The 25318-nt window shown below is 53.1% G+C and carries 22 protein-coding genes and 2 tRNA genes; 11 read left to right on the forward strand and 13 right to left on the reverse strand.

Features of this window, described 5'->3' with window-relative positions; translation table 11 throughout:
• Positions 1 to 80: 80 nt before the first annotated feature.
• Entirely contained in the window at positions 81 to 1544 is a 1464-nt protein-coding gene (locus tag NG42_RS01475) for a PhoPQ-activated pathogenicity-related family protein (protein WP_053115860.1), read from the reverse strand.
• A 374-nt stretch (positions 1545 to 1918) separates the two neighbouring features.
• Here NG42_RS01475 and NG42_RS01480 point away from each other — a divergent pair, with 374 nt between their 5' ends.
• The 5 genes from NG42_RS01480 to cysM all read left to right on the forward strand — a co-directional run bounded on the left by NG42_RS01480 (position 1919) and on the right by cysM (position 6690).
• Entirely contained in the window at positions 1919 to 2935 is a 1017-nt protein-coding gene (locus tag NG42_RS01480) for a sulfate ABC transporter substrate-binding protein (RefSeq protein ID WP_052897048.1), read from the forward strand.
• A complete protein-coding gene (cysT, locus tag NG42_RS01485) occupies positions 2935 to 3768 on the forward strand; it encodes a sulfate/thiosulfate ABC transporter permease CysT (protein ID WP_052897050.1) in 834 nt (277 codons plus the stop codon). Before NG42_RS01480 ends, cysT begins: the two co-directional genes overlap by 1 nt.
• Positions 3768 to 4643, forward strand: coding sequence for a sulfate/thiosulfate ABC transporter permease CysW (gene cysW / locus NG42_RS01490; RefSeq protein ID WP_052897052.1), 876 nt, complete (start codon positions 3768 to 3770; stop codon positions 4641 to 4643). The genes cysT and cysW overlap by 1 nt, the downstream gene beginning before the upstream one ends.
• Entirely contained in the window at positions 4633 to 5721 is a 1089-nt protein-coding gene (gene cysA, locus NG42_RS01495) for a sulfate/thiosulfate ABC transporter ATP-binding protein CysA (RefSeq protein ID WP_052897054.1), read from the forward strand. The genes cysW and cysA overlap by 11 nt, the downstream gene beginning before the upstream one ends.
• Before the next feature lie 84 nt (positions 5722 to 5805).
• On the forward strand, positions 5806 to 6690 hold the full coding sequence (gene cysM, locus NG42_RS01500) for a cysteine synthase CysM (protein ID WP_052897056.1): 885 nt from the start codon (positions 5806 to 5808) through the stop codon (positions 6688 to 6690).
• Positions 6691 to 6737: 47 nt separating this feature from the next.
• Here the strand turns inward: cysM and NG42_RS01505 are convergent, their stop codons facing one another.
• Both NG42_RS01505 and NG42_RS01510 read right to left on the reverse strand, forming a co-directional pair.
• The gene (locus NG42_RS01505) at positions 6738 to 8678 is read right to left on the reverse strand and encodes a MacB family efflux pump subunit (RefSeq protein WP_052897058.1); all 1941 of its coding nucleotides are present in this window, start codon (positions 8676 to 8678) and stop codon (positions 6738 to 6740) included.
• 3 nt (positions 8679 to 8681) lie between these two features.
• A complete protein-coding gene (locus NG42_RS01510) occupies positions 8682 to 9875 on the reverse strand; it encodes an efflux RND transporter periplasmic adaptor subunit (protein ID WP_052897060.1) in 1194 nt (397 codons plus the stop codon).
• 173 nt (positions 9876 to 10048) lie between these two features.
• On the opposite strand from NG42_RS01510, the gene NG42_RS01515 reads away from it, so the two are divergent.
• Positions 10049 to 10729 (forward strand): response regulator transcription factor, encoded by a 681-nt coding sequence (locus tag NG42_RS01515; RefSeq protein ID WP_052897062.1) that lies wholly within the window; start codon positions 10049 to 10051, stop codon positions 10727 to 10729.
• Positions 10726 to 12072, forward strand: a complete 1347-nt coding sequence (locus tag NG42_RS01520) for an ATP-binding protein (protein ID WP_052897064.1) — start codon at positions 10726 to 10728, stop codon at positions 12070 to 12072. The genes NG42_RS01515 and NG42_RS01520 overlap by 4 nt, the downstream gene beginning before the upstream one ends.
• A gap of 51 nt (positions 12073 to 12123) precedes the next feature.
• Here NG42_RS01520 and crr read toward each other — a convergent pair whose 3' ends face one another.
• The 5 genes from crr to cysZ all read right to left on the reverse strand — a co-directional run bounded on the left by crr (position 12124) and on the right by cysZ (position 17270).
• Entirely contained in the window at positions 12124 to 12627 is a 504-nt protein-coding gene (gene crr / locus NG42_RS01525) for a PTS glucose transporter subunit IIA (RefSeq protein ID WP_052897066.1), read from the reverse strand.
• Between the two features lie 43 nt (positions 12628 to 12670).
• Positions 12671 to 14398: a phosphoenolpyruvate-protein phosphotransferase PtsI gene (ptsI, locus tag NG42_RS01530; protein WP_052897068.1), complete on the reverse strand. Its 1728-nt coding sequence runs from the start codon at positions 14396 to 14398 to the stop codon at positions 12671 to 12673.
• 159 nt (positions 14399 to 14557) lie between these two features.
• On the reverse strand, positions 14558 to 14815 hold the full coding sequence (gene ptsH / locus NG42_RS01535) for a phosphocarrier protein Hpr (protein ID WP_052897070.1): 258 nt from the start codon (positions 14813 to 14815) through the stop codon (positions 14558 to 14560).
• Positions 14816 to 15345: 530 nt separating this feature from the next.
• A complete protein-coding gene (gene cysK / locus NG42_RS01540; RefSeq protein ID WP_052897073.1) occupies positions 15346 to 16317 on the reverse strand; it encodes a cysteine synthase A in 972 nt (323 codons plus the stop codon).
• Positions 16318 to 16499: 182 nt separating this feature from the next.
• Positions 16500 to 17270 carry a sulfate transporter CysZ gene (gene cysZ, locus NG42_RS01545; RefSeq protein ID WP_052897075.1) on the reverse strand — a complete coding sequence of 257 codons (771 nt, stop codon included), beginning with the start codon at positions 17268 to 17270 and terminating at the stop codon, positions 16500 to 16502.
• A gap of 219 nt (positions 17271 to 17489) precedes the next feature.
• Between cysZ and zipA the strand changes: the two genes are divergently transcribed.
• From zipA to NG42_RS01560, 3 genes are all read left to right on the forward strand, one after another.
• Positions 17490 to 18470: a cell division protein ZipA gene (zipA, locus tag NG42_RS01550; protein ID WP_052897077.1), complete on the forward strand. Its 981-nt coding sequence runs from the start codon at positions 17490 to 17492 to the stop codon at positions 18468 to 18470.
• A 69-nt stretch (positions 18471 to 18539) separates the two neighbouring features.
• Positions 18540 to 20558, forward strand: coding sequence for an NAD-dependent DNA ligase LigA (gene ligA, locus NG42_RS01555; RefSeq protein ID WP_052897079.1), 2019 nt, complete (start codon positions 18540 to 18542; stop codon positions 20556 to 20558).
• Position 20559: 1 nt separating this feature from the next.
• Positions 20560 to 20778 carry a DUF3820 family protein gene (locus NG42_RS01560; RefSeq protein ID WP_052897080.1) on the forward strand — a complete coding sequence of 73 codons (219 nt, stop codon included), beginning with the start codon at positions 20560 to 20562 and terminating at the stop codon, positions 20776 to 20778.
• A gap of 33 nt (positions 20779 to 20811) precedes the next feature.
• Here NG42_RS01560 and NG42_RS01565 read toward each other — a convergent pair whose 3' ends face one another.
• Positions 20812 to 21834 (reverse strand): bile acid:sodium symporter family protein, encoded by a 1023-nt coding sequence (locus NG42_RS01565; protein ID WP_052897082.1) that lies wholly within the window; start codon positions 21832 to 21834, stop codon positions 20812 to 20814.
• Positions 21835 to 21931: 97 nt separating this feature from the next.
• On the opposite strand from NG42_RS01565, the gene NG42_RS01570 reads away from it, so the two are divergent.
• Entirely contained in the window at positions 21932 to 22852 is a 921-nt protein-coding gene (locus tag NG42_RS01570) for a LysR family transcriptional regulator (RefSeq protein ID WP_052897084.1), read from the forward strand.
• Here the strand turns inward: NG42_RS01570 and NG42_RS01575 are convergent.
• The 4 genes from NG42_RS01575 to NG42_RS01590 form a co-directional block, all read right to left on the reverse strand.
• Positions 22849 to 23208 carry a FlxA-like family protein gene (locus tag NG42_RS01575; protein ID WP_052897086.1) on the reverse strand — a complete coding sequence of 120 codons (360 nt, stop codon included), beginning with the start codon at positions 23206 to 23208 and terminating at the stop codon, positions 22849 to 22851. The genes NG42_RS01570 and NG42_RS01575 overlap by 4 nt on opposite strands.
• A 209-nt stretch (positions 23209 to 23417) precedes the next feature.
• On the reverse strand, positions 23418 to 24956 hold the full coding sequence (locus tag NG42_RS01580) for a methyl-accepting chemotaxis protein (RefSeq protein WP_052897088.1): 1539 nt from the start codon (positions 24954 to 24956) through the stop codon (positions 23418 to 23420).
• Positions 24957 to 25162: 206 nt separating this feature from the next.
• Positions 25163 to 25238 (reverse strand) — tRNA-Lys (locus NG42_RS01585).
• Positions 25239 to 25242: 4 nt separating this feature from the next.
• Positions 25243 to 25318 (reverse strand) — tRNA-Val (locus NG42_RS01590).

Genomic DNA, 25318 nt, shown 5'->3' on the forward strand with positions numbered 1-25318 from the left:
AGCCGTTTTCGGCCCCCGTGTTAAAAATATGCATCGTGCCAAACTTCGGCACGGGCGGCGTCAGACGTGTTCAAATGACCTTAACCTGCACCCAGCCCGCGTCCGGGCAATGTTTTGCATGCCTCACCCACCACCGGCGGTGCGGTAACCGGATATTTGCCGTCGGGCGTAATATAGACCTGTGACGTTGCCACATAGCCATCACTGAAGGTTGCTTCAATATAGCTGGCCTGCCATCCCTGTTGCGGCGTATCCAGTGTGATATCAATATTATTGCTTACCGGAATAGTGGTAGCGGTATAACGAATGCCACAGGCGTAGCGAAAATCGCGCGCCTGCTTATTTATGGCGCTCCAGCGTTTAATCATTTTCGGTGGTTCGGAAAAAGAGAACGACAGGTTTTGTTGTTGGTGCACAGTTTTTATCACTGGCAGAATTTTATCCTGTTGCAGACGATTGATAAATGGCACCAGCGACGACTCGGCATACTTTATAATATCGTAATGGCCACTGTTAGCAACGACGCGCAGTGATTTAACGCCTGCCAGTTGGTCATAGTAATAACGCGTATTGTCCGGGACATAAAAATCATCACCGCTGGCATTAATCATATATTTGGGTACTGACAGCCGGGAGTGATAAGGGGTATCTTTATATTGCAGCGGATCAATCATGCTCAGCAGTCTGGTAAATCCGTTGCTTTCAATTTGCGTATCAATATTCTGCATATAATAAGGATAAAAAGCGACTGGCCAGTTATTACCATACGAGCGATACATATGGGTTAGTGCCAGGCGGATACCCGGTAAGTCAAAAACAAACGGCACGATGGCATCCACGCGCGGGTCGGAGACCAGCGTCAGCCAGGATGTCCAGCCGCGTTTTGACACGCCGCTCACCACAAATCGGTCAACTTTCCAGTCGGTTAACTCTCGCTCTGCGAGCGACATCGCCTGAGAAACAGCAGCGGCCATTGGAATGTGTAACGGGATTTCTGCATTTTTAGCTGGATCCTGCAGAAACAGTGACCAGCTGTAAGCCACAGCATCATCCTCCTTACGGAGAATACTTTCTCCGGCCAAAGTCAGATACTGATTGGGAATGTTACTGACGGAAACCACAATGGTTCGGGTGAGTCGGGCGACAGATGCCAGTGACTGCTGACTCATATCTGAAGGCAATTCCGCGAGTCTACCTTCGATATTACGGTTAATGCCGTTATTAATAAAAATCAGCGCGCGTTTAGCGAGCGGCTTTTCAGGAATATAGATATCGACTTTATGCTGCCATTGTAACCAGATGGATTTTTTTTCGGGCCAGTTTTGCGAAATTAATTCGTAATGCCGCAGCTCAACTTCAGGTAAGTTTTGCTTATTAATAAAGTTATATGTTAAGGGCAGAGAAAGCAATTTTTGACGATAGCAGGATAATAGATGTGAATAGTCGCTATCCGGACTTAAGCAGGATGTTTCAGAACTCCCTGCCCAGCTATTGCCGCTGATAATTAAGAGAGCAACAAATGATAGATATTTTGCACGTAGCATCGCTATTCTCCTTGTGCAATTTGTGTCGCAGCGAGATCTTTCGCTGGAATAAGTTCGCCTGATAATTTAAATCCCCCGACCGGGTTGATTAAATTATATACAGCGCTGGGGTGTCCCGGCAAATGATTTTGTACATAAAATTTCATTTTTTTTCATATGAAACGAATGGTTCAAAAAAGTGTGAGGCTTAAAGCAGGGCGGTGCTATAACAGATACCCATTCCCATCATGCGCATAACCTTTCCAGTGGGCTTATAGCTTTTTCGACTTCCAAATCACCAAACGGTATATAAAACCGTTACAGCTTTTAGTCGGGTTATAAATACACTGACAGGATAGGGTGGCATGGGCCGATTCCGGAAATCAGGGTGCGAAATGAATTCTCCGAGGGTGAAAAAATTCATAAGCGGTGCAGCATTCTCTTTGCTGCTGGCAGGTAGTGCGCAGGCGACTGAGCTGCTGAATAGCTCTTACGACGTCTCACGCGAGCTGTTTGTCGCGCTGAACGCGCCTTTCGAAAAGCAGTGGGCCGAGCAGCATCCGGGTGACAAGCTCACTATTAAACAGTCTCATGCAGGTTCATCCAAACAGGCACTGGCCATTTTACAGGGTCTGAAAGCGGATGTCGTCACCTACAACCAGGTGACTGACGTGCAGATTTTGCACGATCGCGGCAAGCTCATTGCAGCGGACTGGCAGCAGCGCCTGCCGAACAACAGTTCGCCATTCTATTCCACCATGGGCTTTTTGGTGCGTAAGGGCAATCCAAAAAACATTCATGACTGGAGTGACCTGGTTCGCGACGATGTAAAGCTGATTTTCCCGAATCCAAAAACGTCGGGTAATGCGCGTTACACTTATCTGGCGGCATGGGGTGCGGCGGATCAGGCGGATGGCAAAGACCAGGCCAAAACCCGGCAGTTTATGACCCAATTCCTGAAAAACGTCGAAGTCTTTGATACCGGCGGACGTGGCGCGACCACCACCTTTGTCGAACGTGGACTGGGTGATGTGCTGATCAGTTTTGAATCGGAAGTGAATAACATTCGTAATCAGTACGGCAAAGATGACTACGAAGTGATCATTCCAAAAACCAATATTCTGGCCGAGTTTCCGGTGGCATGGGTCGATAAAAATATCGCCGCCAATAACACCACTGAAGCTGCCAAAAATTACCTGAACTATCTCTATACGCCACAGGCACAGCAGATCATCACGCAGTTCTACTACCGCGTGAATAATCCTGAACTGATGGCGCAACAAAAGGCGCGCTTCCCGGCCACGGCACTGTTCCGGGTGGAAGACGCTTTCGGCAGTTGGGAGCAAGTGATGAAAACCCATTTCGCCAGCGGTGGCGAGTTAGATAAGTTGTTAGCGGCGGGGCGGGGTTAATGTTTGCAGCAAGCAGTAAACGGGTGCTGCCCGGTTTTGGTATCAGTCTTGGCAGTAGCCTGTTTTTCACCTGTCTGGTGTTGTTGCTACCGCTGAGTGCGTTGTTAATGCAGTTGTCACAAATGACGCTGGCGCAGTACTGGGAAGTGATCACCAACGAGCAAGTGGTGGCAGCCTATAAAGTGACTCTGCTGTCAGCGGGCGTGGCCTCTATTTTTAATGCGCTGTTTGGCATGCTGATGGCATGGATTTTAACCCGCTATCGCTTTCCAGGGCGCAGTATTCTTGATGGGCTGATGGATCTGCCTTTTGCATTGCCGACCGCCGTCGCGGGTTTAACCCTCGCCGGGCTGTTTTCAGTTAACGGCTGGTATGGCGAATGGCTGGCACAGTATGACATCAAGGTTTCTTACACCTGGCTCGGTATCGCGGTGGCAATGGCGTTTACCAGCATACCGTTTGTGGTTCGCACCGTTCAGCCGGTACTGGAAGAGTTAGGGCCGGAGTATGAAGAAGCCGCGCAGACGCTGGGCGCGACGCCGTGGCAGAGCTTCCGTCGCGTGGTGCTGCCGGAAGTGGCACCGGCGCTGCTGGCCGGTACAGCATTGTCGTTTACCCGCAGCCTCGGTGAATTTGGTGCGGTGATTTTCATCGCCGGTAATATCGCGTGGAAAACCGAAGTGACCTCGCTGATGATTTTTGTTCGCCTGCAGGAATTTGATTATCCGGCGGCCAGTGCGATTGCGTCAGTGATTCTGGCGGCATCGTTGCTGCTGCTGTTTAGCATTAATACCTTGCAGAGCCGCTTTGGCCGTCGTCTGGGAGGTCATTAATGGCTGATGTCTCTGAGTTTAAGGGCGCGGTGCGTCCGCGTTTTAACTGGGGTAAATGGATTCTGATTGGCCTCGGCATGCTGATTTCGCTGTTTTTGCTGGTGGTCCCGCTGATCGCCATCTTCGCTGAAGCTTTTGCTCAGGGGATGGGTGCGGTATTCAGCAATCTGCAAGACCCGGATATGCTGCACTCCATCTGGCTGACGGTGATGGTGGCGTTGATTACCGTACCGGTTAACCTGGTGTTCGGTACGCTGCTGGCATGGTTGGTGACGCGCTTTACTTTTCCAGGGCGTCAGCTGCTGTTAACGCTGTTTGACGTGCCGTTTGCGGTTTCACCGGTGGTTGCCGGTCTGATTTATCTGCTGTTTTACGGCACTAATGGCCCGGTTGGCGGCTGGCTGGATGCGCACAATATTCAGCTGATGTTCTCGTGGCCGGGTATGGTCATGGTGACGGTGTTTGTCACCTGTCCGTTTGTGGTGCGTGAACTGGTGCCGGTGATGCTGAGCCAGGGCAGCCACGAAGATGAAGCTGCGGTGCTGTTAGGCGCATCCGGCTGGCAGATGTTCCGCCGCGTAACGCTGCCGAATATCCGTTGGGCGTTGCTATACGGTATCGTGCTGACCAATGCCCGTGCGATTGGTGAATTTGGTGCGGTCTCGGTGGTATCGGGATCGATTCGCGGCGAAACCTATACGCTGCCATTACAAGTTGAATTACTGCATCAGGATTACAACAGTGTCGGCGCGTTTACCGCCGCCGCGTTGCTGACCCTGATGGCGATAGTGACACTGTTTCTGAAGAGCGCACTGCAATGGCGATTAGAGAACCAGCAGAAGCGTTTGCAACAGGAGGGAAATCATGAGCATTGAGATTAATTACATCAATAAATCGTTTGGTCGCACTAAGGTGCTGAATGACATCTCGCTGGATATCCCTTCTGGCCAAATGGTGGCGCTGCTGGGGCCATCAGGCTCCGGTAAAACCACACTGCTGCGCATTATTGCCGGTCTGGAACATCAGAACAGCGGTCAGCTGAGTTTCCATGGCAAAGACGTCACCCGTTTGCATGCGCGCGATCGTCAGGTTGGTTTTGTTTTCCAGCACTATGCGCTGTTCCGCCATATGACGGTTTTCGACAATATTGCGTTTGGTCTGACGGTGCTCCCGCGTCGCGAGCGTCCTTCTGCCGCCGCAATTAAGCAGAAAGTCACCAAACTGCTGGAGATGGTGCAGTTAGGCCACCTGGCGAATCGCTACCCGGCACAGTTATCCGGTGGTCAGAAACAGCGTGTGGCGCTGGCGCGTGCGCTGGCGGTTGAACCGCAGATTTTGCTGCTGGATGAACCCTTTGGTGCGCTGGATGCTCAGGTGCGTAAAGAGCTGCGCCGCTGGCTGCGTCAGCTGCATGAAGAACTGAAATTCACCAGTGTATTTGTTACCCACGATCAGGAAGAAGCGATGGAAGTGGCTGATCGGGTGGTGGTGATGAGCCAGGGGAATATCGAACAGGTTGGCACGCCGGATGAAGTCTGGCGCGATCCGGCGACCCGTTTTGTGCTGGAATTCCTCGGTGAAGTGAACCGCTTTGACGGTGAAATCCACGGTTCGCAATTCCATGTTGGCGCGCATCACTGGCCGCTGGGCTATGCGCCAGCCCATCAGGGTAAGGTGGAGCTATTCCTGCGCCCGTGGGAAATTGACGTCAGCCGTCAGAGCAGCCTGGAAACCCCATTGCCGGTTCAGATTCTGGAAGTCAGCCCACGTGGTCATTACTGGCAGTTGGTGGCTCAACCGGCTGGCTGGCATGATGAGCCCATTACGCTGGTGCTGGAAGGTGACAGTGTGGCACCGGTACGCGGAGAGCGCTTATTTGTCGGTTTACAACAGGCACGCCTGTATAACGGCGATGTTCCATTACGCGCGGTTGCCTTAGCCGAAAGCGCCTGATATTTTCTCTGCATATCTCATAACTTGTCAGAGGCGGGATTTTTCCCGCCTCTTTCTTTGTCTATTTGCCGTCAGGAACATACAGTGACCACTCTCGAACAGACCATCGGTAATACGCCGCTGATTAAATTACAACGCCTGACGCCGGACAACGGCAGTGAAATCTGGCTAAAGCTGGAAGGCAATAATCCGGCCGGTTCAGTCAAGGATCGCGCGGCGTTGTGGATGATTCAGCAAGCGGAGCAGCGTGGTGAAATCCAGCCAGGCGACGTGCTGATTGAGGCCACCAGTGGGAATACCGGTATCGCGCTGGCGATGATTGCGGCAATGAAAGGCTATCGGCTGAAGTTGCTGATGCCGGACAATATGAGCATTGAACGTCAGGCGGCGATGCAAGCCTATGGCGCCGAACTGATTCTGGTCAGCCGCGTGCTGGGCATGGAAGGTGCGCGTGATCTGGCGCAGGCGATGGCTACCGGCGGCGAAGGCAAGGTGCTGGATCAGTTTAATAACCCGGATAATCCGCTGGCCCATTACCGCACCACCGGGCCGGAGATCTGGCAACAGACCGCTGGGCGTCTGACGCACTTTGTTTCCAGCATGGGCACCACCGGCACGATTACCGGCGTCGGGCGTTTTCTGCGAGAGCAGAGTCGCGACGTGAAAATCGTCGGTTTGCAGCCGGAAGAGGGCAGCGCGATTCCGGGCATTCGTCGCTGGCCGCAAGCGTATCTGCCAGGCATCTATCGCCCGGAACTGGTGGATCAGGTGATGGATATTAATCAGCAGGATGCCGAGCAGACTATGCGCCTGCTGGCTCAGCGTGAAGGGGTGTTTTGCGGCGTCAGCTCTGGTGGTGCCGTAGCCGGCGCGTTACGTATTGCCACGGAGCAGCCTGGCAGTGTGGTGGTGGCGATTATCTGCGATCGCGGCGACCGCTATTTATCGACCGGTGTGCATCACGAATGACAGGGGAGCCGTTTTCGGCACAGGCGGCCCCCTGCGATACCTGCTTGTTATTCACGTTCCAGGGCATGAATCGGGTCCATCCGCGCCGCGCGACGTGCCGGGAAGAAGCCAAACAGTACGCCCATCATACTTGAGCAGACAAACGCCGCGATGATCGAGAAGGGTGAATAGATCATCGCGAAGTGAGTGCTGGTTTGCCCCAATAAAATACCTGGCACCAGCGCCAGCAACACGCCGAGGATGCCGCCCGTCAGGCAGACCAGCACCGCTTCTATCAGGAACTGCTGCATAATATCGCTGGCGCGCGCCCCCACCGCCATACGCACGCCAATTTCACGCGTTCTTTCCGTTACCGACACCAGCATAATATTCATCACCCCGATACCGCCAACCAGCAGTGAAATCAGCGCAATAGCCGCGACCAGTAATGTCATGGTATTGGTGGTGCTTTCAATCGCGTTGCGGATCGTGTCGGTATTGAAGATAAAGAAATCTTTGCTGCCGTGGCGCTGCTGCAACAGTTTAGTCACGGCCTGTTCGGCGAGGTTAAGATCAATATCATCTTTTATTCGCACCGTGATGCCGCTAAGAAAGGTTTTACCAATCATCCGTTTCATCGCGGTGGTGTAAGGCACCCAGATATTCAGACTACTGTCGCTGCCGAAGCTACTCTGGCGGGTAGCCACGCCGACGATGCGTACCGGCATATTGCCGAGCATAATCACCTGACCAATCGGATTCTGATTCTGCGGAAACAGTTTTTTCAGGGTGTTTTCATCAATCACCGCTTCCTGAGCAACCGCATCAACACTGGCGCGATTAAACGCCATCCCCTGCGAAAGGGTGTAGCCGCGGACGGTAAAAAATTGCTCGCCGACACCATTGACGGTCACGGTTAACGCCTGATTACGGTATTTTAGCGTGGTGCTGTTGGTAATGGTTGGCGTAACGCTATGCACATAGGGCTGTTGTGCCAGCGCATCGGCATCACTGGGGCGCAGCGTCTGGATGCGCGCGGAGTTCATATCGCCGAAATCCGCACCCGGATAAACGTCCAGCGTACTGGTCCCCATCGCGCTGATATCGGCCAGGATTTTTTGCTGTGAGCCTTTGCCCAGCGCCACCACCGATACCACCGACGCGATACCGATAATAATACCCAGCATGGTGAGGAAAGTGCGCAGTCGTTGCGCCATCATCGACACCAGCGCCATTTTAAACGCTTCGCTCAGACGGTCGCGCAGTGCGCGCCACGGCTGGGCAGAATGACGTGCTGGTTGGGGCAGGCGCGCATGCGTCCGGCTGCTCTGGCTACAGGTATCAGCAATGATTTCGCCGTCATGAATTTCAATAATGCGGTCGGCATTTTGTGCGATACGCATATCGTGGGTCACAATCACCACGGTATGCCCCTGCTGATGCAGGTCGCGCAGAATAGTCAGTACTTCCTCACCGCTGTGGCTGTCCAGTGCGCCGGTTGGCTCATCGGCAAGGATTACTTCGCCGCCGTTCATCAGCGCACGAGCAATACTGACTCGCTGCTGCTGACCGCCAGAAAGCTGACCCGGACGATAGTGCAGACGTTCACCCAGCCCGAGGCGTGTTAACAGCGCAGTGGCGCGCTCACGGCGTTCAGTGTGGCTCTTACCGGCATAAATCGCCGGGATCTCGGCATTGCCCAGCGCGCTGAGATCGCCCAGCAGATGATAGCGCTGAAAGATAAAGCCAAAATGCTCGCGCCGCAGTTCGGCCAGCGCATCACTTTCCAGCTTAACTGTCGATTTACCGGCAACCTGATAATCGCCGCTGCTCGGTTTATCTAGGCAGCCCAGCAGGTTCATCAGTGTCGATTTACCGGAGCCTGAGGCACCGACAATCGCCACGAACTCGCCAGCCTCAACCGACAGATTGATATCTTTCAGTACGCGGATGCGCTGCTCGCCGCTGATAAACTCGCGATTAATTTGATTAAGCTGCAAAAGCGCCATCTATTACGTCCCCACCGGCGAGCCGTGTGAACTGTCCTGCGCGGCTCCCTGGCTGATAATTACGCGTTCGCCGGCTTTCAGGCCGCTGATAATCTGCGCTTCGATATTGTTATTAATCCCGACTTCAACCTCACGACGGCTGACTTTCTGTTGCCCGTCCACCACCTGCACGGTGTTTTTACCGTTAACGGTATCCAGCGCGGTGGAAGGGATAACTATGGCATCAGGTTGATCGCTGACCACAATATGCACTTCTGCCGTCATTGAGATACGTAATACTTGCCCCGGATTATCGACATCAAACAGCCCATAGTAATAAATCGCTTCGGTGGTTGAAGATGAGCTGTCAGAGCTGGAGCTGGAGAGGCTGCTGTCGGTATTAATTGAGTCGGGCGCAGGTTCAATGGCGCGCAGCGTGGCGTTGTAGCGTTTATTCGGCTGGCCGAGGATGGTAAACCACACTTTCATGCCCGGTTTTACGCTCACCACGTCAGCTTCTGAGATCTGTGCTTTTACCGTCATGGTATTGAGATTCGCCACTTTAATGATGGTCGGCGCACTCTGCACGGCGTTAACCGTCTGTCCTTCCTCTACCGGAATCGACACCACGGTGCCGTCGATTGGCGAGGAAATTTTGGTGTAACCGAGGTTGACCTGAGCATTATTGGCCTGAATCTGCGACTGCACAATTTGTGCATCCAGCGCCTGAATATCGGCTTCGGTGCTGTTAAGGTTAGCCAGCGCGGCATCATAGTCAGATTTTGCCGTCAGGTTTTTTGCCAGCATCGCTTTCTGGCGTAAGAAGGTTGCCTGATAATTCGTCAGAATCGCCTGTTTTGACGCGCGCTGTGCCTCGATATTTTTCAGCGCCGCCTGCGCGTTTTTCAGCTCATTTTGTTGCGTCATGCTGTCGATTTCAGCAATCAGCTGGCCCTGTTTGATCGTGTCACCCAGCGACACCAGCAGCGACTTTATCTGGCCGGAAGCCTGCGCACCCACGCTGACTTGTTTACTGGCGGTGATTTTTCCGTCCGCCAGCACGGTTTGCTGTAGATCGCGTTGCTCGGCAACGGCGGTTATATAATCGGCTTTCTGCTGGCCCTGATGCAGGGTCATCCAGCCAATAATTGCGGCAACGGCCACAATAAGTACGATAATGATTATCCAACGACGGCCTGGTGAACGGCGTAATTCCATAGCAAAAAAATCCTTAAAACCCTTTAGGGACAGATATAACGTAAAATTTTACGCCAATAAAGCTAAACCACGCGACAAGTGTGCGCTGATTGACTGTAAGGATTGAGTAAAATCAGCTGCCAAAGCCTTTGGTAAAGGTGAAAATAGCGCCAACGATGACCAGGATAGCCCGCATGAAAATTTTATTAGTCGATGATGATGTTGAATTAGGCACCATGCTCAGCCAATACCTGATTGGTGAAGGTTTTGATGCCTCGCTGGTGCTGACCGGCAGAGCCGGGGTGGAAGGGGCGCTATCCGGTGATTACACCGCGATGATCCTTGATATTATGCTGCCGGATATGAGTGGTATCGATGTGCTGCGTCAGGTGCGGCAAAACAGCCGTATACCGGTAATCATGCTGACGGCCAAAGGCGACAATATCGATCGCGTGATTGGTCTGGAGATGGGAGCCGATGATTATATGCCCAAGCCATGCTACCCGCGTGAGCTGGTGGCGCGTCTGCGCGCGGTATTGCGCCGTTTCGAAGAGCAGACGCCGGTAGCCGAGAAAAAAGATCTGATTAGCTGGGGAGAGCTGGTGCTAAATCCGGCAACCCGCATCAGCGAGTGGAAAAAACAGCCGTTTGATCTGACTGCCTCGGAGTTTAACTTGCTCGATCTGCTACTGCGTTCGCCTGACCGCGTGGTATCTAAAGATGAGCTGTCGGAAAAAGGCTTAGGCCGTCCACGTGAAGCCTACGACCGCAGCGTCGATGTTCATATCAGCAATATCCGCCAGAAGCTGTCGCAGCTGACGGGCGATACCATCAATATTGAGACGGTGCGCAGCATCGGCTACCGTATTCGATGAACAGCCGTTTTCGTGGTCGCCTGTTCTGGAAAATTCTGTTTGGTTTCTGGCTGGTGTTTCTGCTAATAGGCCAGCTGTTATGGCTGGGTTTTTCGCTTAACGGTAAGCATCATGAGCCACCGGAAAATATCACCGTCCGCCGCATCGTTAACCTGCAAATGACCTCGGCAGTGTCGGTGTTGCAGCGCGGTGGCCTGTCGGCGCTGAATGATATGATGGCCGACTGGTCGCCGGGCGACAGACGCTTTTTCTCTGTGGTGGCGATGCCGATGCCACCGCAGGAGAAGCCGCGCCGCGACCTTGATCGCGTCTTACCGCCCGGTGAGTTCCCCAGTGAAGTGATTGAATGGGTTACCGGCGCTGATGGTCAGCAATATCAGCTGCGCTATGACGTCAAAGGGCTGCGTGAAGACAGCAGAATGGGGCATCCGCGCAGCTTCCTCAATATCCCTGAGCCGATGTTTATCATTGCCGGTGCCGTGGGTCTGCTGTTCAGTTTGTTGCTGGCCTGGAATCTGACGCGCCCGATGCGCCAGTTGCGCGAAGGTTTTGCCAACGTCTCGAACGGCGATTTATCGGTGCGACTGTTTCCGACGATGCGCCGCCGCCGTGATGAACTGTCAATGGTAGCGAGTGATTTTGATGCAATGGTCGAACGCCTGTCAGTATTGGTGCGTGCGCGTGAAGAGCTGCTGCATGATGTTTCCCATGAACTGCGCTCACCGCTGGCACGTCTGCAACTGGCGACCGGTCTGGCGCGTCAGACCCCCGCTTCGGTTAACAGCTCGCTTGATCGCATCGACGAGGAAGCACGTCGGCTGGATAAGATGATTGGCGAGCTGCTGACTTTATCGCGTGCCGAAAATGAAACGATGCCGGATGAGCAATATTTCGATCTGTCGGGCTTGCTGGAAGCGGTGGTTAACGATGCGCGCTTTGAGGCGCAGGTGCCAGGGGTAGAGATTGTTCTGAAAGCCAGTCAGGACGCCGACTATACCGTGAAAGGCAATGCTGAACTGATCCGCCGGGCGGTCGAAAATGTGGTGCGAAACGCACTGCGTTTTTCGCAGCAGGGGCAGCAAGTTACTGTCAGCCTGAAGCAGGAGAGCAGCTGGCTGACCATTTGCGTCAGCGATCAAGGGCCAGGCGTCGATGCAGATAAACTTTCCAGTATTTTTGACCCCTTTGTGCGCGTTAATTCTCCGCTGATGGGCAAAGGCTACGGCCTGGGCCTGTCAATCGTGCGTAAAGTGGTGCTGGCGCATCATGGTGAAGTGCAGGCGGTGAATGCGGAGCAGGGCGGGCTGGAGCTGACCATTCGCCTGCCGCGCTGGCTGATGTAAGCAGCAAAAAAAAACGGCACCCTGAGGTGCCGTTTTTTACTGTAAGGCGAATTACTTCTTGATGCGAATGATCGGGGTTTCACCCACGGTCACGCTACCCGTCAGTTTAATCAGCTCTTTGATCTCATCCATATTGGAGATGACTACCGGCGTCAGCGTTGATTTCGCTTTCTCTTCCAGCAGAGCCAGATCAAACTCGATGACTACATCGCCTTTCTTAACCTTCTGACCTTCTTCGGCAATACGTTTGAAGCCTTCACCTTTCAGCTCAACCGTATCAATACCGAAGTGAACAAACAGCTCAATGCCATTGTCAGATTCGATAGAAAAAGCATGGTTAGTTTCGAAAATTTTACCGATGGTACCGTCTACCGGCGCTACCATTTTGTTGCCAGCAGGCTTGATGGCGATACCATCACCAACAATTTTCTCTGCAAACACAACATCCGGCACATCTTCAATGTTTACGATTTCACCAGACAGTGGTGCAACGATCTCAATGGCACCAGAGGTTGTTTCTGATTTATCGCCAAAAAGTTTTGAAAACAAACCCATGATCTTCTCCTAAGCAGTAATATTGGGCCAGCGTCTCGCGGAATCAGCAGAGTGTTTTTTCTTCAATGAACTTGTTGACCAGGTTCATTAACTCTTCCGCGGTCGGTTGAGCCAGAGCCTGCTCTGCTAATGCCTTCGCATCTTCAAAATTCGTATTACGAATGATTTTCTTGATGCGTGGGATAGAAATGGCACTCATGCTGAATTCATCCAGCCCCATTCCCAATAACAGTAGTGTAGCACGTTCATCACCAGCCAGCTCACCACACATGCCGGTCCATTTGCCTTCAGCATGAGAAGCATCAATAACTTGCTTGATCAGGCCAAGGACAGAAGGGGTCATTGGGTTGTAGAGATGGGAGATCAGATCGTTACCACGATCAACCGCCAGAGTGTACTGTGTCAGGTCGTTGGTTCCAATACTAAAGAAATCAACTTCTTTTGCCAGATGATGCGCGATCACTGCTGAGGCCGGGGTTTCCACCATAATGCCGACTTCAATGCTCTCGTCGAAGGCTTTGCCTTCATCGCGCAGTTGCGCTTTCAGCAGCTCCAGCTCAGCTTTCAGTGCCCGCACTTCTTCAACCGAAATAATCATCGGGAACATGATGCGCAGTTTGCCGAACGAAGAGGCACGCAGAATCGCACGCAGCTGTGCATGCAGAATCTCTTTACGATCCATCGCGATACGAATGGCGCGCCAGCCGAGGAACGGGTTGTCTTCTTTTGGCAGATTCATATACGGCAGGTCTTTATCGCCGCCGATGTCCATGGTACGCACGATAACCGCTTGCGAGCCCATACCTTCAGCAACCGCTTTATAGGCCTGGAATTGCTCTTCTTCGGTTGGCAGCGCGTCGCGATCCATAAACAGGAATTCGGTACGATACAGGCCAACACCTTCAGCGCCATTGCGCTCTGCACCGGCGATATCACGCACGGTACCGATGTTGGCGCAGACTTCAACCTGATGTCCGTCCAGCGTGATAGCCGGCAGATCTTTCAGTTTAGCCAGATCGTTTTTCTCAGTAACATACTGATTATGTACCGCTTTCAGTTCCTCGATAACTTCAGCAGTCGGGTTAACATAAATTTTATTGTTAACGCCATCGAGAATCAGATAATCATCGTTTTTAACGCGACTGGTGACGTCACCGGTACCGACGATGGCAGGCAGTTCAAGGGAACGCGCCATAATCGAGGTGTGGGAAGTACGACCGCCCAAATCAGTGATAAAGCCCAGTACCTTTTTCAGGTTCAGCTGCGCGGTTTCTGATGGGGTCAGGTCTTTCGCTACCAGCAGCACTTCGTCTTTAATCGCGCTCAGGTCAACGATATGCAGGCCAAGAATGTTTTGCAGCAGGCGCTTACCGATATCACGCACGTCAGCCGCACGCTCTTTCAGGTATTCGTCGTCGAGTTCTTCCAGCGCTTTGGCCTGACCTTCGATCACTGAGTGAGCCGCAGCATCGGCAGAAGCCAGCTCGTCTTTGATCAGGGCTATGATTTCTTGCTCAAGCTCTTCATCTTCCAGCAACATGATGTGGCCTTCGAAGATCGCTTCTTTTTCTTCACCGAATATTTCACCGGCTTTGATTTTGATTGCTTCGAGCTGCTCCGCGGCCTTAGAACGGCCATCAAGGAAGCGTTTTACTTCCTGGTCCACTTGTTCAGCAGAGATCTTTTTCCGGTTGATGACGATTTCATCTTCCTTCAGCAGAAGTGCTTTGCCGAAAGCGATACCCGGTGATGCTAAAATGCCTGAAATCATAACCCTACCTTTTTATAACGATGGCTCATAAGGCGAAGTGCAGTGCCAGTGTTGCAAAAGCATACTTTACGGAAGCAATAACGCGGACGTCATGTCCGCGATCAAAGTGTTTGCACTCAGCTAGCCTGATGAAACAGCTTTCTTGAAAGACTGGGCGAATTACTCGAGCTCAGCCATCAGTTTAACCAGATGCTCAACAGCTTGTTGCTCATCTTCACCTTCAGCCGACAGTGAGACAACGGTGCCCTGAGTCAGACCCAGAGTCTGCAGCTTGAACAGGCTTTTCGCGCTGGCAGTTTTACCATTGGAGGTTACGGTGATTTCAGAAGCGAAGCCTTTAGCTTCCTTAACGAACTGTGCAGCCGGGCGAGTATGAAGACCGTTTGGTGCGGTAATTGTCACTTCTTGCTGGAACATTATGTTTCCCCAACTTAATTGGTTTGGTGTTGTGGATCTAAAGTCTAGCCTGGAGGGCGGACTTTAGCCTGTGTTGGTCGCGCTGGCATGAGTACAGGACTCGCCAAAAAATGCGCAATTAAGGGTATAAGCTGCAGCGTAACAACATCATAAAAATGCTTCGCTGCCCCACTTCCCATTATGCCGCGCTTTGCGCTGCTGCGCCAAACCAGTAAATCGATTCAGCTTGATCCATTTTGCGCGGCGATTAATTTTGTGGATCGAAATAATTGGCAGCTTAAATACCAGACCAGGGAGGGTAAAATCAATCTGTACCCCCATTAAAATTTGATGGCGGTCACAAAAAAAGCCGGTTCCATCGGTTGCGCCAGGTGATTTTTCATCGGTTTTACGCTGAGATTTTATCCAGCCTCGGCTGTGTAAAACTGCGAAAATCAGACTAATTGCAGCACGATAAAAAAACGCTCCGGAAGGAGCGTTTTATGTCGGCATCATTTTATAGCGTCACAAATCATCACTGACGGCGATATTTACTGTTGCAGTTCTTTTTCAGTGAACAGATCGGCAAACAGGGCGGTACTGAGATAACGTTCACCGGAAGAGGGCAGGATCACCACGATATTTTTGTTGGCGAAAGCTTCATCTTCTTGCAGTTTCAGGGCGGCGGCTACGGCGGCACCTGAAGAGATACCGGCCAGGATCCCTTCTTCTTCCATCAGACGACGGGCAGTGGAAATGGATTCTTCGTTGGTGATCGCCACCACGCGATCAACCAGTTTAAGATCGAGGTTACCGGGGATAAAGCCCGCACCGATACCCTGGATTTTATGCGGTCCTGGTTTAATTTCTTCGCCCGCCAGCGCCTGCGCGATAACCGGGGAATCCGTCGGCTCAACGGCGACGGTAATCAGATCTTTTTTGCCTTTGGTATTTTTAATGTAGCGGCTGACGCCAGTCAGCGTACCGCCGGTGCCGACACCGGCAATAAACACATCCACTTCACCATCGGTATCTTCCCAGATTTCCGGGCCGGTGGTTTTTTCATGAATTTCCGGGTTGGCCGGGTTGCTGAACTGCTGTAGCAGCACAAACTTATCCGGATTGCCTGCCACAATCTCTTCGGCTTTCGCAATCGCCCCTTTCATGCCCTTGGCACCTTCGGTCAGCACCAGGTTTGCGCCCAGCGCTTTCAGCAGCTTACGGCGCTCCACGCTCATGGTTTCTGGCATGGTCAGCGTTAATTTGTAACCCCGTGCAGCGGCAACGTAAGCCAGCGCGATACCGGTGTTACCACTGGTCGGCTCCACCAACTCAATGCCGGGTTTCAGAATGCCACGTTTTTCTGCGTCCCAAATCATATTGGCACCGATACGGCATTTGACGCTGAAACTTGGGTTACGGGATTCTACCTTCGCCAGAATGCGCCCATTACCGATGCGGTTCAGTCGAACCAGCGGCGTATGACCGATGGTCAAAGAGTTGTCTTCATAGATCTTACTCATAGCCCGTCCTTAACTGTATGAAATATTGGCAACCCTAAGAGCATACCCGTTCAAATTCTGCAAGGAAGGAAAGAAATCGTATATGTATATGATTGAGTGAAATAAGGCTTAGCGAAATGGCATAAGGCGCGGGAATAAGCCGTCCGCGAGCGGCGAAAACGCCGCCCGCACTGTTTACAGGGTTATTGCGTACGCAGATGTTGCCCCAGCTGACCACGATAACGGTCGACCCACATGGCGGTCGCGCCACAAACGGCGACCGGCATAATAGCCAGGTTCAGAATCGGGATCATGGTAAACAGACTGACCAGCGCCCCGAACTGCATATTGTCGGTTTTGTTCTGACGCAGCGCCGCCCGCATCTGCTGGAAACTGACCTTATGGTTATCAAACGGGTAGTCACAGTACTGAATCGACAACATCCAGGCGCTGAATAAAAACCACAGTACCGGGGCCACCGTCTGGCCAAAGCCAGGGATAAACCAGAGCAGCAGCAGCCCCAGCGCACGCGGCAGGTAATAAGCCAGTTTTTGCCATTCGCGCTTCATAATGCGCGGGATATCTTTTATCAGGGCAATCCAGCCGCTATCGGGCAGCGGCTCGCCGGTCAGGCGCGCTTCAAGCTGTTCGGCCAACAGGCCGCAAAACGGCGCGGCAATCCAGTTGGCCACGGTAGAAAACAGATAACTGAATACCAGCACAATCGATATCACGGTGAGCGGCCACAGCAGATAGCTGAGCCACTGTAACCAGTCAGGAATATGCGCCATCAGCGCAGGAATCCAGTGCCCCAGGCGATTGAACAGCCAGTAAAACGCGCCACCCATCAACAGGATATTGACCAATAGCGGCAGGATGACAAAACGACGAATCCCCGGCAGGCGAATCAGTTTCCATCCCTGGATGAAATAATGAATTCCGTTATGTGCGTTAAGATTATTCTCACTAACCATCGACAGCTTTTCTCCATTTGGCGGTGGTGCACGGCTATCATAACGCAGCTTTTTACTCTGGCTAACGGGTAATTGGACGAAAAAACAGCAAATAAGCGTGCTGGCGCGATCTAATTTGTCAGAAAATAGTGCACAGACTTGCACTTGTGTACTTGGGCAAATACAGTTAGAGGATAAAGTTTGCCGCGGTGGCAAGGTATTGGAACAACAGAGAATACAATGATGCAGGATTTGCGTCTGATATTAATCGTTGTTGGCGCGATCGCCATAATAGCGCTTCTCCTTCACGGCCTCTGGACTAGCCGTAAAGAGCGCTCATCCGTTTTTCGCGATCGCCCTCACAAGCGTTTAAAGCACGATAAACAAGAAAGCCAGGCCGACGACGACGAAGGTGTTGGTGAGGTGCGTGTGCGTCGTTCACCGTCTAAGCACGATGAACCGTCATTTGGCGGCTTCGATGCGGCTGATGATGATGAACCGCCGCGTCAGCCTGCGCCACGCAAACAGCCTGAGCCGGTACGTCATGTGCCTGCGGTTGAAGAGTCGCCTGAGCTGGACCCGCTGTTCGATGCTGAACCGCCGTATGCTGCTGAGCCGAAAGCGCAGCCGCCACGTGCGTCAGAACCGGCGCGTCGACCCGAGCCTGTTCCTGCGCCACCACAGCCAGTGAAATCAGCGCCGCAGTTTGATCCACTGCTGGATGACGAGCCGGAAGAGGACGAGGAAGAGGTTGAAGAACGTCAGCCGCAGCCAGTTGCTGAGCCGGTAAAAGAGCGCAGTAAAGAGACGGTGCTGGTGCTGCATGTCGCCGCGCATGCCGGTGGCGTGATTAACGGTGAAGCGCTGTTGCAGGGTGTGTTGCAGGCTGGCTTCCAGTTTGGCGAAATGAATATTTTCCATCGTCACCTGAACCCGGCGGGCAGCGGCCCGGTGCTGTTCAGTCTGGCGAATATGGTGAAGCCTGGCTCCTTCAACCCCGATGAAATGTCTGACTTTTCCACGCCTGGCGTCTCTATTTTTATGATGGTGCCGTCTTATGGCGATGCAAATCAGAACTTTAAGCTGATGCTGCAATCGGCACAGCGCATTGCTGACGATGTCGGTGGTGTGGTGCTGGATGACGAGCGTCGAATGATGACGCCGCAGAAGCTGGAAACGTATAAAGCACGAATTCGCGATGTGATCGAAGCGAATATGTAAACGTCGACGGTTTAATCATTATCCCCTGAACCCCCGCTTGTCGGGGGTTTTTTATCTCCGATGGTGCTTATGGAATCTATACAAAACAAAATCACCCATTTGCGAACCACGCTTGGTCATCACGAATACCTGTATCACGTTATGGATGCGCCGGAAGTGCCGGATGCAGAATATGATCGCCTGATGCGGGAACTGCGTGAACTGGAAGCGCAGCATCCTGAATTAATCACGCCGGATTCGCCGACCCAACGCGTGGGTGCCGCGCCATTAACCGCCTTTGAGCAGGTGCGCCATGAAGTGCCGATGCTGTCGCTGGATAACGCCTTTGATGAAGCCACTTACCTCGCGTTTAACAAGCGGGTACAGGACCGGCTGAAAACCACCGACGACATCACGTTCTGTTGTGAACTGAAACTCGATGGTCTGGCGGTCAGCCTGCTGTATGAAAATGGTTTGCTGGTGCAGGCGGCAACCCGTGGTGATGGCACCACCGGTGAGAATATCACCGCCAATGTGCGTACCATTCGCGCCATTCCTTTGCGCCTGCACGGTGAAAATATTCCGGCACGTATTGAAGTGCGCGGCGAAGTGTTTATGCCGCAGGCGGGCTTTGAAAAACTGAATGACGAAGCGCGGCGTAGCGGCAATAAGGTGTTTGCCAACCCACGTAATGCCGCCGCTGGCTCACTGCGTCAGCTGGATCCGCGCATTACTGCTAAGCGTCCGCTGACCTTTTTCTGCTACGGCTTTGGCCTGCTGGAGGGCGGGGAAATGCCTGCCAGCCACTGGCAGCGCCTGCAACAGTTGCAAGCCTGGGGTTTGCCGGTCAGCGATCGGATTCGCCTGTGCCACAGCGCGGAAGAGGTGCTGGCGTTTTATCATCAGGTTGAGGCTGACCGCCCGACACTCGGTTTTGATATCGATGGCGTGGTGATTAAAGTCGACTCGCAGCCGTTGCAGGAACAGCTGGGCTTTGTGGCGCGTGCGCCACGCTGGGCGGTGGCGTTTAAGTTCCCGGCACAGGAGCAGATGACCACGGTGCGTGATGTCGAGTTCCAGGTCGGGCGTACCGGCGCGATTACCCCGGTGGCGCGTCTTGAGCCGGTGCAGGTTGCGGGCGTGATGGTCAGTAATGCCACGCTGCATAATGCCGACGAAATTGAGCGCCTCGGCTTACGCATTGGCGACCGGGTGGTGATTCGTCGTGCCGGTGATGTGATTCCGCAGGTGGTAGGCGTGGTGGAATCAGAGCGTCCTGAAGATACGCGCGAGATTGTTTTCCCCGAACACTGTCCGGTGTGCGGTTCCGATGTCGAGCGCGTTGAAGGCGAAGCGGTGACCCGCTGTACCGGCGGGCTGATTTGCGGTGCACAGCGGAAAGAAGCGCTGAAGCACTTCGTCTCGCGTCGCGCGATGGATGTTGACGGGATGGGCGAAAAGATTATCGATCAGCTGGTGGACAAAGAGTATGTCAAAACACCAGCCGATCTGTTCCGTCTGAGCGCTGGCCTGCTGACCGGGCTGGATCGCATGGGGCCGAAATCGGCACAGAATGTGGTCGATGCCCTGAATAAAGCGAAAGAAACCACGCTGGCGCGTTTTCTCTATGCGTTGGGCATACGTGAGGTCGGTGAAGCTACCGCAGCGAATCTGGCGGCGCATTTTGGCGTGCTGGAGCAGATTATGGATGCCGATCTGGAAGCATTAATTGCGGTGCCGGATGTCGGCACGGTGGTTGCCAGCCATGTGCGTAACTTTATGGAAGAAGAGAGTAACCGCGAGGTGATTCGGCAGCTGGTGGAGGATATCGGCATTCACTGGACAGCGGTGGAAGTGATTAAGCCGGAAGAGATCGACAGCCCGTTCTCCGGCAAAACCGTGGTGCTGACCGGTAGCCTGACCATTCTGTCGCGTGATGATGCCAAAGCCAGACTGGTGGCGCTGGGTGCCAAAGTGAGCGGTAGCGTCTCGAAAAAAACCGATCTGGTGATTGCCGGTGAAGCGGCAGGCTCCAAACTGGCGAAGGCGCAGGAGCTCGGCATTGAGGTTATTGATGAAGCCGAAATGATTCGTCTGCTGGGTGAATAAAATGGAAAAAGAGCACCTGATTGAGATCGCTAATACCGTGATGCCGTTTGGTAAGTATCAGGGGCGCGTGTTAATTGATTTGCCGGAAGAATATCTGCTGTGGTTTGCCCGCAAGGGGGAGTTTCCACAGGGGCACTTGGGCGAACTGATGGAACTGACACTGGCGATTAAGGTCGATGGACTCGAAGGTCTGGTGAAGCCTTTACGGCGTAACGGATAAAAAAAACGGCTCGTTTTCACGAGCCGTTTTTTTTTACTTCTGCGATTCAACCACCGCTTTGCTTTGATGACTCGCCAGCTCTCTGGCCGCTTCCGCTTCGCCTTTTTTCTTATAGCGCTGAGCAATCATCGAGCAGACCATTAGCTGCACCTGATGGAAAATCATCAGCGGCAGCACGATAATCCCCACTGCCGAAGCCGGGAACAGGATGTTAGCCATCGGCACGCCGTTTGCCAGGCTCTTTTTCGAACCGCAGAACAGAATGGTAATCTCATCCGCACGGTTAAAGCCAAACAGACGGGCAGCCAGCAGGTTAATCGCCAGCACCACAAACAGAATGCCGAGGCAGCCAACGAGGATAAACAGCAGCGTGGTCACGCCAACGCGGTTCCAGATGCCGTTCACCACCGCCTCACTAAAGGCGGAATACACCACCAGCAGAATCGATGCCTGGTCGGTTTTGCCAATCAGTCCGCGATGTCTTTCCACCCAACCGCCAATCCAGCGGCGAGAAAGATGCCCGATAACAAACGGCAGCAGCAGTTGCATCATAATACTGCCAATCTGTTCAAAGCTGCCGCCTGCGTTGTCACTGTGAATGTTCATCACCAGACCGACCAGCAGTGGCGAGATAAATACGCCGAGCAGGCTGGAGGCCGAGGCGCTACAGATAGCGGCAGCGACGTTGCCGCCCGCCAGCGAGGTGAGGGCGATGGCAGACTGTACAGTGGCCGGCAGAATACACATATACATAAAGCCGGTATAAATTTCGTCACCGACTTTTAGCGGATGCCACCAGGCAAACAGCAGGCCGATAATCGGAAACAGCACAAAGGTGCTGAACATCACCCACAGATGCAGCCGCCAGTGGCTGCTACCGGCGATGATTTTCTCGCGCGACAGCTTGGCGCCATGCATAAAGAACAGCAGCGCAATCGCGGCGGTGGTCAGCCAGTGGAAAAACACCACGAAATCACCGCGTGCGGGCAGGAAACTGGCCAGCAGCACGGTGATAATCAGTTTTACCATCATCGGATCAAGACGAAAAATACCCATTTGTTAATGCCTGGTTAATTTAATACATCCGGCTATTGTGCGATGACTGGTTTTAGAAATAAAATTGATTTATTGAATTTATATATGAATTAAATCGATGAATTACAGTATTCGCCAACTCAGAGTCTTTGTCGCTGTTGCGCAGCATGGCAGTTTCAGTCAGGCGGGCCAGAGCATTGGCCTGAGTCAGTCGGCAGTCAGCCACAGTATTAAAGAGCTGGAAGCGGAGATGGGCATTCGTCTGCTGGACAGAACCACGCGCGAAGTGATGCTGACCGAGGCCGGACAGCAGCTGGCGACGCGGCTGGAACGCCTGCTGGAGGAGCTGAACACCACCTTGCTTGATGTGCGCAGCTACGGACAGCAGCGGAGCGGTACGGTGCGCGTCGCCGCCAGCCAGACCATTTCAGCGCAGCTGATGCCGCAAACGCTGGCTGCCAGTCAGCAGGCTTTCCCGGATATTAAAATCATGCTGCGCGATCGCCCGCAGCAGTGGGTATTGCAGAGCGTGCGCAATGCCGAGGTCGATTTTGGCATTGTAGTGGGGCCGCTACAGTCGCCCGATTTCGCCTGCGAGCCGATTCTTGATGAACCCTTCCTGCTGCTGTGTCGGCGTGACGATAGCCTGGCGAGTGCGCCGGAGATCAGCTGGTCGCTGCTGAATGGTCGCACCATGGTGCTACAGGATTATGCGTCGGGTAGCCGCTGGCTAATTGATGAAGCGCTCCGCGGGCAACAGGTGCAGGCAGAGATCGTGCAGGAGATTGGTCACCCGGTGACGCTCTACCCGATGGTGGAAGCAGGGATCGGCATCAGTATTTTACCCGCGCTGGCGTTACCCTTGCCGGAAGGGCGGCCATTAATGGTGCGACGTATTTTCCCGGTGATTAACCGTACGTTGATGCTGATTCGACGTAAAAACCGCTCGTTATCGCCCGCAGCAGAAGCAATCTGGCAGGAAGTGCGTCAGCAAGCGGTGCTGCTGACGCAACGAAGAGAAGCGAATCCGGCGTTTTAGATATAGACGTTCAGCGCATTGTTGTCGTCTGGCCGGTTAACACCATCGGCTTTGAAGGCGGTGGTGCTGGATAAATCCTGCTTTGACTGCGCTTTTTCCGCCTGCTTTTGTTGCAGCTGGGCCAGTTGCGCCTGCAACATCTGTATCTGCGATTCCAGCAGTTGTTGCTGTTCGGCTTTCTGCTCGGTGGTGAGATCGGCAGTGGTTGCCAGTTCTTTCAATTGCTGAGTGGCGCTCTGGATCTGTTTTGTGACGCTGGCGATTTGCGATGAGATACTGCCGTTGTTGCTGTTGGTACTGCTGTCGCTACCCTGACCAATGCGGGTGGTGGTAGTGGTTGAGATAGTTGATGACATAGAGGCCTCCTGTAACGTTCATCGGTTGAAGTATCGGAACAGAGAGACAAAGCTTGAGTCAGCAAAGCGTTAAACTTTTGCCAGCATGCTGTCAAGGCGAAAAAGGGGAGACGTTTAAGGCCAGTCACCGGGATTACTGGAATATTGTTGGGGAGCCGCTTTCGGCTCCCGTCCTGATGGTATGCAGGGGGTTAACCCCGCCACTGTGGTCAGACAGTTTTAAACACCTGCATCGCCTGAGAGAGCTGCTCGGCTTGTTCCTGCATCGACTGTGCCGCCGCAGCCGATTCATTGACCAGCGCGGCGTTTTGCTGAGTCACCTGATCCATCTGGGTAATCGCCATATTGATTTCATCAATACCGGTGCTTTGCTCGGAACTGGCGATCGAGATTTCACCGATGATTTCGGTCACGCTTTTAACGCTGGTAAGCACTTCTTCCATGGTGGCTCCGGCTCGGGCAACCTGCTTGCCGCCTTCGTCGACTTTGGCAACCGAATCGCCAATCAGCTGGGCAATCTCTTTGGCAGCGGAAGCCGAGCGTTGTGCGAGACTGCGCACTTCCGAGGCGACAACGGCAAAACCGCGCCCCTGTTCACCGGCGCGCGCCGCTTCTACAGCGGCGTTCAATGCCAGAATATTGGTCTGGAAAGCGATGCCATCAATTACGCTGATGATATCGACAATCTTTTTCGACGAACCGTTAATCATATCCATGGTGCTGACCACCTGCTTCACCGCATCGCCACTTTGCAGTGCCACTTTTGAAGCCTGTGCGGCTAACTGATTGGCCTGACGCGCGTTATCCGCATTCTGTTTCACCGTCGAGGTCATCTGCTCCATTGCCGATGCCGTCTCTTCCAGCGAGCTTGCCTGCTGCTCGGTGCGTGAAGAGAGATCCATATTGCCGGCGGAGATTTCACCGGAGGCGGTGGCAATCAGGTCGGTGCCCGCGCGCACTTCAGTGACAATCGTCAGCAGATTGTCATTCATCTTCTTCAGCGCCTGCATCAACTGACCCGTCTCATCGGCGGAGTTAACCTGAATCGTGGTGAGCAGATCGCCGGCGGCCACGTTTTCAGCAATGCTGACCGCTTCCCGCAGCGGACGGACAATCGAGCGTGTCAGTACCAGGCCAAGAATAATCGCGGCAATGATCGCCAGGGCGGAGAAAATCAGGGTGACGTTAATGGCAGTAGTGGCATCCGCCAATGCTTTCTTGCCTTCGGCTTGTAGCTGCCCGGATTGCGAATCGGCAAATTTGACCACAATATCGAGAAACGCATTCTGCGTGGTGGTAATTTTACGCAGCACGAACTCCGACGCTTCCTCCTCATTGCCCGCCTGAATCATGGCGATCAGCTGCTGTCTGGCAGTAGCAAAAACTTGCCCGGCCTCAATCACTGCCTGGATTTTCTTCTGGCCGACGGCAGTGGTTTGCAGTTTGGCTATTTTCGCAATGGCGTTATCGGTTTGCTGGATTGCGCTGTCGAGCTGAACTAAGCGTTTTTGGTTGGCATCTGTTTTTGCCGTATCAATCACCATCCCGCGCAAAAACTTAATCTGATCGTTGACGCCGTCGCGTGCGTCAAAGGCCAGTCGCACTTTGACGTAACGGTCGTTAACGATATTTTCAATCGCTTCATTAATATTGCTGGTTTTCACCATCGCCGTGGCGCTGACGATAATCAGCAGCAGTATCACCAGGCTAAAGGCTGCGCCCAGCCGGACGCCGACTTTTAAATTCATTATTGAAGCTTTCACTGATATCCCTCTGAATTAAATACAGTAAGCGCTTTTCATTGCGCTCGTTGAAGAGGGATAAATCGGCATTAGTGTTGAAAACTTGATGTAATTCTGTGATCGGCGTCGATTAAAGCAAGGTGGAGGGAAGAGCGGGGGAGTGAGAAGGTCAGAAACGAAAAAAGCACCCATAGGGTGCTTGTTTCTGAATTTGGTGGGTCGTGCAGGATTCGAACCTGCGACCAATTGATTAAAAGTCAACTGCTCTACCAACTGAGCTAACGACCCGAAATGGTGGGTGATGACGGGCTCGAACCGCCGACCCCCTCCGTGTAAAGGAGATGCTCTACCAACTGAGCTAATCACCC

Source organism: Winslowiella iniecta, from assembly GCF_001267535.1.
Lineage (GTDB): Bacteria > Pseudomonadota > Gammaproteobacteria > Enterobacterales > Enterobacteriaceae > Erwinia > Erwinia iniecta.

What these genes read in the sequence shown, in the direction of transcription:
- NG42_RS01475 (WP_053115860.1), bottom strand. Translation starts at nt 1,544, where the DNA reads ATGCTACGTGCAAAATATCTATCATTTGTTGCTCTCTTAATTATCAGC.
- NG42_RS01480 (WP_052897048.1), top strand. Translation starts at nt 1,919, where the DNA reads ATGAATTCTCCGAGGGTGAAAAAATTCATAAGCGGTGCAGCATTCTCT.
- cysT (WP_052897050.1), top strand. Translation starts at nt 2,935, where the DNA reads ATGTTTGCAGCAAGCAGTAAACGGGTGCTGCCCGGTTTTGGTATCAGT.
- cysW (WP_052897052.1), top strand. Translation starts at nt 3,768, where the DNA reads ATGGCTGATGTCTCTGAGTTTAAGGGCGCGGTGCGTCCGCGTTTTAAC.
- cysA (WP_052897054.1), top strand. Translation starts at nt 4,633, where the DNA reads ATGAGCATTGAGATTAATTACATCAATAAATCGTTTGGTCGCACTAAG.
- NG42_RS01505 (WP_052897058.1), bottom strand. Translation starts at nt 8,678, where the DNA reads ATGGCGCTTTTGCAGCTTAATCAAATTAATCGCGAGTTTATCAGCGGC.
- NG42_RS01510 (WP_052897060.1), bottom strand. Translation starts at nt 9,875, where the DNA reads ATGGAATTACGCCGTTCACCAGGCCGTCGTTGGATAATCATTATCGTA.
- NG42_RS01515 (WP_052897062.1), top strand. Translation starts at nt 10,049, where the DNA reads ATGAAAATTTTATTAGTCGATGATGATGTTGAATTAGGCACCATGCTC.
- NG42_RS01520 (WP_052897064.1), top strand. Translation starts at nt 10,726, where the DNA reads ATGAACAGCCGTTTTCGTGGTCGCCTGTTCTGGAAAATTCTGTTTGGT.
- crr (WP_052897066.1), bottom strand. Translation starts at nt 12,627, where the DNA reads ATGGGTTTGTTTTCAAAACTTTTTGGCGATAAATCAGAAACAACCTCT.
- ptsI (WP_052897068.1), bottom strand. Translation starts at nt 14,398, where the DNA reads ATGATTTCAGGCATTTTAGCATCACCGGGTATCGCTTTCGGCAAAGCA.
- ptsH (WP_052897070.1), bottom strand. Translation starts at nt 14,815, where the DNA reads ATGTTCCAGCAAGAAGTGACAATTACCGCACCAAACGGTCTTCATACT.
- cysK (WP_052897073.1), bottom strand. Translation starts at nt 16,317, where the DNA reads ATGAGTAAGATCTATGAAGACAACTCTTTGACCATCGGTCATACGCCG.
- cysZ (WP_052897075.1), bottom strand. Translation starts at nt 17,270, where the DNA reads ATGGTTAGTGAGAATAATCTTAACGCACATAACGGAATTCATTATTTC.
- zipA (WP_052897077.1), top strand. Translation starts at nt 17,490, where the DNA reads ATGATGCAGGATTTGCGTCTGATATTAATCGTTGTTGGCGCGATCGCC.
- ligA (WP_052897079.1), top strand. Translation starts at nt 18,540, where the DNA reads ATGGAATCTATACAAAACAAAATCACCCATTTGCGAACCACGCTTGGT.
- NG42_RS01560 (WP_052897080.1), top strand. Translation starts at nt 20,560, where the DNA reads ATGGAAAAAGAGCACCTGATTGAGATCGCTAATACCGTGATGCCGTTT.
- NG42_RS01565 (WP_052897082.1), bottom strand. Translation starts at nt 21,834, where the DNA reads ATGGGTATTTTTCGTCTTGATCCGATGATGGTAAAACTGATTATCACC.
- NG42_RS01570 (WP_052897084.1), top strand. Translation starts at nt 21,932, where the DNA reads ATGAATTACAGTATTCGCCAACTCAGAGTCTTTGTCGCTGTTGCGCAG.
- NG42_RS01575 (WP_052897086.1), bottom strand. Translation starts at nt 23,208, where the DNA reads ATGTCATCAACTATCTCAACCACTACCACCACCCGCATTGGTCAGGGT.
- NG42_RS01580 (WP_052897088.1), bottom strand. Translation starts at nt 24,956, where the DNA reads ATGAATTTAAAAGTCGGCGTCCGGCTGGGCGCAGCCTTTAGCCTGGTG.